This window comes from Pseudoalteromonas sp. NBT06-2 (genome assembly GCF_002276045.1).
Classification (GTDB): Bacteria; Pseudomonadota; Gammaproteobacteria; order Enterobacterales; family Alteromonadaceae; genus Pseudoalteromonas.
Genome location: NZ_NQMR01000184.1, coordinates 1 through 11,573, shown reverse-complemented (window position 1 = coordinate 11,573; position 11,573 = coordinate 1). Strand labels below are relative to the sequence as shown.

Annotated in this window: 7 protein-coding genes and 1 pseudogene; 7 read left to right on the top strand and 1 reads right to left on the bottom strand. The window is 35.4% G+C overall.

Annotated elements, in window-relative coordinates:
* Positions 1 to 138 precede the first annotated feature (138 nt).
* Positions 139 to 270 (bottom strand): annotated as a pseudogene (locus CJF42_RS23110) (transposase); the annotation flags it as partial.
* Positions 271 to 955: 685 nt separating this feature from the next.
* On the opposite strand from CJF42_RS23110, the gene CJF42_RS23100 reads away from it, so the two are divergent.
* The 7 genes from CJF42_RS23100 to CJF42_RS23070 all read left to right on the top strand — a co-directional run bounded on the left by CJF42_RS23100 (position 956) and on the right by CJF42_RS23070 (position 10,999).
* Positions 956 to 1,162 carry a helix-turn-helix domain-containing protein gene (locus CJF42_RS23100; protein WP_095368916.1) on the top strand — a complete coding sequence of 69 codons (207 nt, stop codon included), beginning with the start codon at positions 956 to 958 and terminating at the stop codon, positions 1,160 to 1,162.
* 11 nt (positions 1,163 to 1,173) lie between these two features.
* Positions 1,174 to 3,318 carry a peptidase domain-containing ABC transporter gene (locus CJF42_RS23095; protein ID WP_095368915.1) on the top strand — a complete coding sequence of 715 codons (2,145 nt, stop codon included), beginning with the start codon at positions 1,174 to 1,176 and terminating at the stop codon, positions 3,316 to 3,318.
* Positions 3,318 to 4,562 (top strand): HlyD family secretion protein, encoded by a 1,245-nt coding sequence (locus CJF42_RS23090; protein ID WP_095368914.1) that lies wholly within the window; start codon positions 3,318 to 3,320, stop codon positions 4,560 to 4,562. The genes CJF42_RS23095 and CJF42_RS23090 overlap by 1 nt, the downstream gene beginning before the upstream one ends.
* Positions 4,555 to 6,240: a protein adenylyltransferase SelO family protein gene (locus tag CJF42_RS23085; protein WP_095368913.1), complete on the top strand. Its 1,686-nt coding sequence runs from the start codon at positions 4,555 to 4,557 to the stop codon at positions 6,238 to 6,240. The genes CJF42_RS23090 and CJF42_RS23085 overlap by 8 nt, the downstream gene beginning before the upstream one ends.
* A 195-nt stretch (positions 6,241 to 6,435) precedes the next feature.
* The gene (locus tag CJF42_RS23080; RefSeq protein WP_095368912.1) at positions 6,436 to 6,780 is read left to right on the top strand and encodes a hypothetical protein; all 345 of its coding nucleotides are present in this window, start codon (positions 6,436 to 6,438) and stop codon (positions 6,778 to 6,780) included.
* 82 nt (positions 6,781 to 6,862) lie between these two features.
* Positions 6,863 to 8,887, top strand: coding sequence for an alpha/beta hydrolase family protein (locus tag CJF42_RS23075; RefSeq protein ID WP_095368911.1), 2,025 nt, complete (start codon positions 6,863 to 6,865; stop codon positions 8,885 to 8,887).
* A 237-nt stretch (positions 8,888 to 9,124) separates the two neighbouring features.
* On the top strand, positions 9,125 to 10,999 hold the full coding sequence (locus tag CJF42_RS23070) for a glycosyltransferase family 2 protein (RefSeq protein ID WP_095368910.1): 1,875 nt from the start codon (positions 9,125 to 9,127) through the stop codon (positions 10,997 to 10,999).
* Positions 11,000 to 11,573: the final 574 nt, after the last annotated feature.

The following is an 11,573-nucleotide window of genomic DNA, read 5'->3' as shown; positions in this document are numbered from 1 at the left end:
CTGGATTGTTGGTCTTCAATAATAGATTGCCATTGCTCTTGACTGCGCATAATTCTCATAAGTTACTCCAAAGATTGTTTGGTCATAACTTAACGAGATTGATAGCTATTTGTTAGATGCAGATCACCGAACGTTTACTATCCAACGGCCAAGCATGTTGGGATTTACACCTAAGTTTCTAGCGGCTTCAGCTTGAGAGTAATTTTGGTCAACGACTAAAGCAATAGCGTCGAGTTTAAATTCTTTTGAATACTTTTTACGTTTTGTCATTTTCTATCCCCAATTAAGTTCATTATTCCTTAACTGGGTAGTCGAATCCATTAAACCACGTCAACTTAATATTCTTAAAAGTTAATTCTCATGAACAATTTAATAATTTTGAAGGCCGTATAAGTATAATTATTAAAGAGCATAAAATAAAAAAATAGGCTGTAGGACTTTAATTTCCTACTGTCCATTTAAATACTATTTACTCAAACAACTTATTTGTTGATTTTTTTTGTTCTAGTTATTTAACAGGACGACATGAATTGAGCGCTATTATAAAAACGTTGTAGTACGATTCATTTGGCAACTTATCATTTATGCAAAATGAACTGTACATAAATAAACGTGCCTATTTACTTCGTTCAGAACAAAACGATATATCCATTGTAGGGGGGGATTTATTGCCCTTTGTCGGACTAAAGTCCAACATACATAGGATATTTATCAGTGGTTCCTGAGTCATCAGCATAGGCATATATTTTTTTATAAAAGGTTTTATAAAGGCTACTTTAGGAGCCTCTGTAGTTATTTCTCCAGTGACTTTTTTAAGTAACGGAATATTAGGTTTAACTAACGAATTTTGCTCTAGTTGATAACTTACAAGCTCACTTGTTGTGCTCAAGTGAATAAAGGAAATTAACTATTATCTGAAGAAATTCAGGTTCATTAAAAATAAGGAAAGTGTGAAATGATCTATGATGTCAATTTATTATCAGTTAGGGAGAAAGAAGTTTTTGAACAAATACAAAAGGGATATACAAATCCAGAAATAGCTAAACAACTATTTATATCAGAAAAAACAATTAAGTTTCATTGCACTAACATCTATAGAAAATTGTGTATTAATGGCCGTCGGTCATTTTTTATAAACTCTCTAAATGTCGAAGGTCTTTAAGGAATATATGCATGGATGAAAATAAAAATCTTTTAGACTTTGGCGGCAAACGCAAATTACCACTTATCCTTCAATCTGAAATTTCAGAGTGCGGATTAGCATGTGTATTAATGATTGCTTCCTATTTTGGTTACAGCTCTGATTTGGTATGTGCAAGAAGGAAGTTCAACCTGTCTAACAAAGGATTGACACTTGAAGCTCTGATAGATTTATCTGAAAAGATTAAACTTCAGGCTCGACCTTTAAGAGCAGAACTTAGTGCTCTTAAGTCTTTTAACCGACCTGTAATTCTTCATTGGGATATGTCACACTTTGTTGTCTTGAATAAAGTAAGAGGCAAATATGTCGAAATATTCGATCCCGCAAAGGGCAAACGCACACTAACCTTAGCTGAAGTATCAAATCATTTTACCGGTGTGGTTCTTGAACTTTTTCCATCTGCAGATTTTCAACAATGTGCTGAGCAAGATAAAGTAAAATTGTCAGACTTTTGGAGTAAAATTCATAGTCTAAAAGGAATTTTGACCAAAATAATAATATTGTCGTTTTGCTTACAAATATTTGTGCTTGGTGGCCCGCTTATTCAGCAACTGGTTATTGATGAAGCAATAACCATGAAAGATGCAGAATTTCTCCTAGTCATAGTACTTGGTTTAGCAATGATCGGTATTTTCCAAGCACTGCTTTCATACATTCGCTCAAAGATCATTTTATTCCTTACAAATACCCTAAGCTTTGAAATGACTTCTAATTTATTTAAGCATTTAATGAGATTGCCTGCAGAGTATTTTGAAAAACGAAGGCTAGGCGATATCACGACTCGATTTGGTTCTCTTACTCCTATTCAAAACATAATATCTACTGGTGTTGTTACCGTCATATTAGATGGATTTATGGCAATAACCACCTTAACGGTGGCCTTGTATTATTCATGGACGATGACTTTACTCATAGTCACCTTTTTAATAATTGGTTTTCTCATTCAGTTATCTGTCTACCCTCGCCTCCGCCGGCAACAAGAGAAAATTATTGATCTAAGTGGCAAGGAGCAAACAGCTTTTATTGAAAACATACAAGCGGCAATAACAATTAAAATTTTTGGGCAAGAAAGCAATCGTGAAAATGTTTGGTTAAACAATCGCGTTGATAAAATGAACGAAACGATTAATTTGGCTAATTTTCAATTGAATTTAGGATTGTTTACCTCTTTTATAGGTGCACTTCAACAAGCGGTTGTTATGTTTATGAGTGCGATGCTGGTTATTAACAATCAAATAACATTAGGAATGTTATTTGCTTACCAATCGTATTCAGGACAGTTTTCATCAAAAATAGACGGGCTTATTACACAGTATTTTGCTTTTAAAATACTCGATATGCATTTGGGTAGATTATCTGACATTGTATGTGAGAAAAGAGAGGGTGGTGAAGCCACTCCTACTCAAGTTGGCGAAGAAAAACTGAAAAGGCTTGATGATCTCACACTAAAAAACATTGATTTTCGATACGGTGAAAATGAATCATATGTACTAAATAATATACATCTCGACGTACAAAAAGGCGAAATGATCTCTATTGTTGGCACCTCTGGTGCAGGTAAGTCGACCCTCTTAAAAATAATGCTTGGTTTAGTCAAGCCTTCGGCAGGTATGATTATTTCAAATGGTATTCCATTGGACAATGCGGCTTGGAAGCAATTTCGTCAATGCGTAGGGGTTGTTATGCAAAATGATAAATTGCTTTCTGGCACAATTGCCGACAACATCAGTTTTTTTGATCCCAATGTAGATATTGAATGGGTACATGTATGCGCTCAAAAAGGTCATATATACCGAGATATAATGGAGATGCCTATGGGCTTCAATACGTTAATCGGCGACATGGGCAGCTCGCTTTCGGGTGGGCAAAAGCAAAGGTTGTTAATTGCACGAGCACTCTATAAAAAACCCAATATATTATTCATGGACGAAGGCACAGCAAACCTTGATCAACGTACTGAAAATATGATTGCTGATACTATTCGTAACATGCCGATCACACGCATTATCATTGCACATAGGCCTGCATTAATAGCGATTTCCGACAGGATTTTAGAGCTGAGAGAGAAAAGCCTAACAGACATTACTGAAGTACTTAGACCGAAGGAATCAGCATAATGAAACTGTTTAGAAAGGAAGCAGTCAAATTTCAACGTTCAAAGCTTATCGGAGAAGTCTTCCTTAATGTACCTCCGAAGTATACTTTATATACAGTAGTGTTTTTTTTCATATTGTTCGTCTTTGTACTGTTTATTTTTAATAACGATTACTCCCGAAAAGAGAAAGCTCAAGGTTTCTTGACCAGTAACCTCGGCGAGATAAAAGTAGTAGCAACAAATACAGCATATCTAGATGACATAAACGTTAAGGTAGGGCAAAGCGTTAAAAAAGGAGATGTTTTATATTGGATGAAATCTGCAAGAGGTCTTGAAACAGGGCGTTCGCGTGTTCACGAGTTGATGCAATCGTTGGAAAGAGTATTAACAAGGTTGGCTCAGAAAAAAGAAAATTTAATCAAACTTTTTCGGTTGCGCCAAGAAACGTTAGCACAACGAGCCGTAGATCTTGAACATGATCTGGAGTTCAACGAACAAGAAGCACTATTGGTAGCCGCTATGCTTAAAATACATTCAAATAATTTTGAAAATAGAATCATGCTTGCAAAAAAAGGGTTGATAAGCCAATCAGATCTGGATTCGTACAAATTACAATTTTTTTCTATGCAACAGAGCGAACTAGCGATTAAAAAAGAAGTACACCATCTTGAGGAACAGCGTGTAACCTACGCTAAAGAGAAAGAAATAGCTAGCGTAATGCATTTGGATGAACTTAATGGTATAGAACAGCAGAAAGAGCAATTATTTAAACAAAAAATAGAGCTATCGAGTCAGGGACGGTTCTCGGTGAAAGCGCCGTCGAATGGTGTAGTAACCAGTATATTTGGCGAAGTCAGCCATCAAGTATTGGCTGGTATGCCAATTCTTATGTTAGAGCCTGAAAGATCAGAAATAATTGCTAAATTAGTCATCCCCAGTAGTTCCGTAGGGCTATTGGATACGGGGCAGAAAGTCACAATTAAATATGACTCTTTTCCCTTTCAACGCTTTGGAATTTTTGGCGGACATATTCTCAGTATTTCTAAAAATGCATTAAACCCCAATGAATTTATTGGGCCAATAATACCACCAGAATCTTTTTTTCTCGTTGATGTAAAGCTGGATCATAATACTATTTCTGCCTATGGGCGAAATATTGATTTAATTTCGGGGATGAAACTTGAGGCTGAAGTTGTTCTTGAAACAACCTCTATCATTGAGTGGTTTTTATCGCCACTAAGGGCATTTAAAAAAATATATGGATAATACAACATTAATTGATAGTCTGGAAGAAGCTTTGATACCGTTTGATTTAACAGGGGTTGCTAAAGTTAAACCTCTTTGGATTGATTACGACTACCTTAGTATACAGACAGGTAAAAATTGGACTGAACAGAAGTTTTTAAATGATTTTTCATATGTAGTAAAGGATAGTCCACTTTTTGAGGAACTTACCTATGTAAAAGGTTCTACTTCCATAGGCTATGGAGAAATGTATGGTGGTGGTAAAAACGCTGGCGGCTCCCGGGCTGCAAATATCAACGGATATCAGGTTAAAGGAGTTGGCCGAAACCCGCTAGTTGGAAAAGGTTCTGATATATGGCATTCATATGGGGGCTATTCTCTCGTTGATGCTCTATATGAATTAATTATGTCAGAAGTGCTTAATAACGTCCTACCTCATGGCACTATTAAGATTGTAGGGCTTATTTTATTAGGTGAAAAAAGCTCATGGACACCATCTCCGGGTGAATGGAAAAGAGGGCGAGGTGCGTTACTGGTTAGAGAAAAAGCACTACGACCTGCACATTTTTATTCCTTGGCTAACTTTAAGCCTTTAAAAGAAAATCGTCGTTTATTTTCACGAGAAAGTAAGCGTATTAAAAACCTTTATAAAAGTTACCATCAAAAATATGGTGTAGAGTCATTTGAAGCCTTGTTAAACATGTTTATTGAAAATAGCGCAGAGCAGTTTGCCTGTGCAAAAATATTCAGGGTAGTTCATGGGGTTATAAATGCTTCTAATAGCTCTTTGGATGGGAAGTGGATTGATTTAACAAGCGCCAGTTTTATTGATTCTCAAATAAATTACCAAGAAGCAACTCATATGGCCTCATTTTATGAGGAGCACTGTACAGTGCTTAATTTTGTTAAGGGGTTAGGAAAAGATTACAATAAATATAATGGTATCACAGTAAACATAGAACATCTTATTGATAGGTACGTGGATAATTATCAACGGGCATTGAAAACATACACTTTTCAATTTCTTGGTTTTTATCATGTAAACATAGAGGAAGCATTCGATCCTGATAGCAGTGAAATTATTTTTGATAAAATGCTAGAGATAATATTTTCTTCTAAATTAGCTGGTAACGAACGTCCAGAGAAATTATCTTTGAGTGATCCCCTACTATTATTCGTAGAATCATTATTTAAATGTTTGTTATTAAAAAGTGATTCGGAGACGACAGAGACCACAGCGTATAAAAAAATGTTTAGTTCATACATTGAATCTCTGGGTATAGAGGTAGATAAATCTCGTGATTTTTTAAAACTAATGATGTGCAGGACACTTAAAAAGCTGTATTTTTCATCTCATTTTTATCATGAACCATTGTTACAATATATTAAGTCAATGGTGGAAAATGAAAATAAAAGTGAAAATGATAATGTAAATAAAACGTCTTCAATAGTATCTGCTTATTCAAAAGTAGCTACATGGGTGTTTGATAACAGTCCGTACGAAGATCAAGAATGCATATTTAAGAATCTGGATTTTGAAGTTATTTATGACAGGTTGTTAGATAAATTTGTATTGTTAAGGGATCACCAAGTGTTAATTGATAATGTTTGCGAAAGTAACCTAAAAGATTATGATTTTAAAATCAATGAATATGATTTTAGTGAAGGCGTTAGGAAAATAATTACGCTATTAGGGTAGATTAAATATTCAAGGGTTTTCTTATGTGCTTTTAAATAAGCGAGGTATTTTAACTAGGAGCTTTATTGTAATAAATACCAAAAACTAGACTGTAGCCCAGTATGAAAACCCTGATTAATATTGTTTAATTTACTTGAGTGATGTCTATTTATATTTCGCTCATTTAAATATAAAAAACTACAAGGAATTAAGAAAATGAATAATGACAAAAACATTCGGTTTTTAACTAAAGAAGAAATGTTAGCTGTAGCCGGTGGGCACGAGGAAAACGGCGAAGATTGCGGATTTGAGCATATTGCAGTTACAGCGCCTAGTTACCCACCACTGAGCTATACCTCCTGGATTTCACATCAAAATAAGGTAACGTATTCAGGAGGAGGAAGTATTGGTGGGGATGTTGGTATAGTCGAAGGTAGCGTTGGAGGGAACGCCTCCGTTACAGGTACCGACTTAAATAATGACGGTATAATAGATAATGAAAACATTAGGTATTCTGCATATAAGAAGTTTATGGGAGAGCAAGGATATGCTATCCCCTAAAATTAGTCATTATTAGTTTATTACTCACTTGAAAGGTGTTAAGTGAGTATATTATTCACTTGCAAGGTGTTTTATCATTATTATGAACAGTATTTTTGCTAACAATAAACGAAAAACATGTTCTTATAAAAGAGCTTTAGTTCAAACTTTAACACTACTCATTACAATAGTTTTCTTTTTAAGCTTTACGTCTGTATATGCAAGTACCATGTTAAGTAACTTACCTTGTGTTAATGGCCAATATTCTTTATCTCCCTGTGGTGAACTACTCTACCGTATTTGTAAAGATGATAAGCGTAACCAGAAGTCCCACAAAGAACATATCAATACAAGTAAATTTTTGGGTGAAATATTAAAAACCAAGGATTATAGCCGTATAGGTTCAGCTCCTGCTCCTTCAGTAAATGTTGCTTGGGCTTTAGATGGGAAGTCTTTTTACCAAGCAATGAATACCAGAAAAGCGAGCGTTGTCGCTCAATTATCAGTAGAAAAACTTGGAGGATATCTGCCTGCATATTTCTTTGCAAATCCGGCTTCGTTTACTGTTAGTGCTCCTGTAACTGAGGGTAGACTCATTTCAACAGAAATTATGGTCGACGGGCTAATGTCTAACTTGGGAATTATTCCTGTCATCGAAAGGTTAACCGTAGATCATTATAAATTTATTCAATATGGCGGCGGCTATTATGAATATGATGAAGTTGAGGAAGAGCGTAGACATATTGATCCTGAACCCATAAAGGTATTTGAAAGTGATGCCGACTCTAGTTTCCAAGTCATTAAATGGCTCTATGATCCATACGGCCAACCTGCTATTAATGTGTTGTATTCGCCTGATACCAACAAACTTTCCGTGAAAGTATTGAAACACTCCCGTTGGTCAAAAAAGCTCAATGCTTTTTCTAAAATTGAGTTGCCCTTTAAGCTAAAGATTGATGAATTTAAGTTGTTTATTACTTATGAAGATAACGTAATACCTAACTCTCAAAACAAAGCGTGGTACGTTAGTAGCAAAGACCATGATACAAGCGCCTTATATGAAGTAGATTGGGCTACAGGAGCTAGTGAACTACTCTTTCATGAGCCAGACTTTGATATCAGCCGACCATTGTATACTCGTAGAGGAGAATTACTGGGCGTCGAAATATATAAAGAAACAAACCAGTTCATCCCATTAACCGAAAAAGGTAAGCATCTTAATAAACTGATTAATAAAGAACGACCGATTAGCGGTCACTTTGATACCAATATTTTAAGTATTGCTGATAATGCTTCTAAAGTCGTATTTGAAATTAGTGGCAACAAAGACAAGAGAGTATATCTTGCTGACTTGAATTCCAATACAACACAGATAATTGCTGACAATAATATATCTGATGTGAGTAAAACTATTCCCCTTTGGACTGAAACTTCTGATGGTGGACGCATACTGAGTTATTTTACTCACTTGACGGAAGCGTCCAATAAAAAAACAGCCCCTTTGATTGTGAATATTCATGGAGGGCCTTTTGAAAGAGATAAGTTTTCGAAAGGGCTTTATAAAGATGAATTATTAGCTAAAGGTTTTAATATACTGAGGGTTAACTATCGTAATTCCAACGGATTTGGTAAAAAATTAATCAAACCTAAAACGATAGAATATCAAAGGCGTGTAGCTCTAGATGTTATTGAATCTTTAAATAATGCGCTAAATAAAATGAACTTGGCGCCCGAAAAAGTTATTGCCTTCGGTTTAAGTTATGGAGGGTTGGTAGTCACTGACATTGGAACCTCGAAAGATTTACACAAGGCATTCGATGCTTTTATATCAGTTAATGGCGCGCATAACTATTGCGAACTTAGTAAAAGGATAGGTTTTGAGACTCACCAAAAATTCACCAATTGTACCAACCCTATCGTTGAGAAGCATTTCGAAAAACGTAATGTTTATCATAATAAGCCATTTGTCATTGCTTATGGGACAGCTGATCAGACGGTATTACCTAAGCAAAGTAAAAATTTGTTATCTCAATTGAAAAAACATTCAAACGTTAAAGGTGTTAGTTTAGAGAATGAGTCGCATACTATTAGCGTTAAGGCACTCTCAAAATTGATGGCTAACTTTTAGCTTTGGTATCCTGTTCGCATCGTCCGGTAATTGTTCGGTAATTGTTCGGTAATTGTTCGGTAATTGTTCGGCAATAATTAGACTAGATGTGTGGTTTGACTTGTATGAAATTCAACCGCCCCACTTTAAATTAAAGAAGTTATTTTAGTTATTTTTTTACTTCATAGTTGCCTTTTTAAGAGGTATAAAAGTAATGACTCTACATCTTCAAGTGTTTTTGCTTGGGATAATGTAGTAATGGAACGATTTTTTAGAAGCTTAAAAATTGAAAGGCTTAACATGCAAGAAGTAGAAGAATCAAAGCAAAGTCCTAGGTTGAATAATGCTAACCAGCAGCAACCTGAAAATGGTCATGAAACGCTAGTAGAGATAGATCGTTCAATGAAGTTATATTTTGTTGAAAAAATATTGAAGCAGTCTCCTTTTCTGAAAGCTAAAGAAATATCTCAGCAGATATTAAAATCGGAAGGGATATATATTGAGGCTGACGAATGTGAACTATTAGTAAAAAAGTATCGCTTTGTTAGTTATAAGAGTTATCTATTTTCATTGGTGGTTACTGTAATGTTGATTGTTACAGTTGTTTGGCTAAATGACTATTCACAGACTGGGATTATTTTTGCCACAATTGTTTCTCCTTTAATATTTAACGTATTTAATGAAATTAACATTATGTGGTGTTTTTTTCGTTTTAATCCTAAAGAATTACAGCCTCATTCTGAGTGTGTAAATACTAAGTTAGCTAGTGTTGCCGTACTTATTCCTTCCTGTAATGAACCTTTCGCTGTCGCTAAAATGACATTTGATTCAGCAATGTCATTAACTTATGCCTCGGGTAAAAAAGAAATTGTTGTGGTTGATAATAGTGATACTGATTTTGATGAGTATGAATTATGGAAAAACTATGTAGAATCTTTTAGTCATGAAGGAGAATGCGCTAAAAAGGGTATTAACGTTAGTTTTATTCACAGAAATGGTCGAGAAGGTTTTAAACCTAGAAATTTAGATATCGCTCTTGAAGCAGTATCGTCGGAATATATTATGTATTTAGATGTTGATTCAACACTAAAGCCTGATACGTTATTACGTGTAATACCGCAGTTCTTGTTTGATAAAACACTTGCTTTTATTCAATTGTATACGGTACCAACTAACACCTTAGCTGCATCGACATTAGCATTTGCCCAAGGAATTAAAAGCTATACACAACGGTTATTTTTAGTACTGAGTACTCACGGAGGACATACCTTGTTTTATGGTCATAATGCAGTATGGCGAACCTCAGCAGTTCGAGCCATAGGGGACTGCTTAGAACACCATAATGGCGAAGTTGTTGTCGCAGAAGATTTATCTATGTCGTTACGAGCGGCACAAAAAGGTTATCAGGGGAAGAGTGCTTGGGTGCAGTCTGGTGAGTGGGTGCCAACTTCCATGCGCGAAACAGAAGCGATGTGGTTACGATGGACAGTGGGAACTTTCCAGGTTTTTACCAAACATTTTTCATCGGTTGACAAGTGTAAGTGCTTCAATAAAGTCATTCTTTTTAGCTGGGTTCAGCATGTTATTACCTTTTTAAGTTATGGGTTGGTTCCTTTATATGTTGTAACTGCTTTATTTTTACAGTCAGAAGCTTTTATGTTCCTTGCTGCTCTTAGTATATTACCTCGCTTTATTGTGACCGCATGTGCGTATAAAAAATTGTCATTAGGTAGGATGAAACCATTAGAAAAAATAAAACAATGTTACATCGCATTTTTTGTTCTTGACTCATTTATAAACTGGATATGTTGCGTTGGGCTCATTCGCTATGTAACAGGACAAAAACAGGGGTGGACACCTACAGGGAAATCCTATGAAGGAGTTGTTCCTTGGAGTCGAGTTGTGCGAGAACGTTGGTTGATGATGACATTTTCTGTAAGCACAATCAGTTATTCTTGTTATCTATTAATGATTATGCCTTTGACTTCTCAGCTGTTTTTAGTTGCTGTTTGTGGCTTTTGGGGAGTAAATACTTTGTTATCCATTTTACTCTTTGGTCGTTCAAGAATGGAATCTACGGTTGAGCACGGAATTAAAACGGGGAGTGTTCAGCATTATGAAAATTTTTATTAAAATGTGAACATTATGAGAGCTGAAGAGAAATAGTTAAAAGTAGCGTGCATTGAGCTGTGGTTTACGTGGTTCGCCTATTGCTACTTGCCTGGGTTGCGTTTTTGTGAAGTGTCATCGTTGTTTTTGATAACTTTGAGAGTGCCTTAAATTATATAAATGTTAAACGGAAGTATTGGCAAGCTTTTGATGTTATTGCTGTTTAACTTTATTGCAGGCACGTTCCATAAGCTTTTTAATCGCGTGACCACAATATCTCCATGCCTTGTATCCCCCCCTGTGTCACCCATTAGAAACCTTGAGTCAATAGGCAAAGTGGTATTCCTTGATTTATTAATCAAGTATTTTTAACCAATAGGCTTTATCTATTTGCTATCTGTTATGCGCCTAAAAATCTCTTGATGTAGTGTCAACTAATATGCACCAGTCACCCATCTGAATTAAGGATTTTATCGCTAGTTATTAAATACCTGCTTTCCGCGGCTATAAATGAAACATGATTAATTAAAAATCATTATAATATATAGACAGGTAATTACATTGGTTCTTAAATCGACATCAGCCGCAATGGCGAATA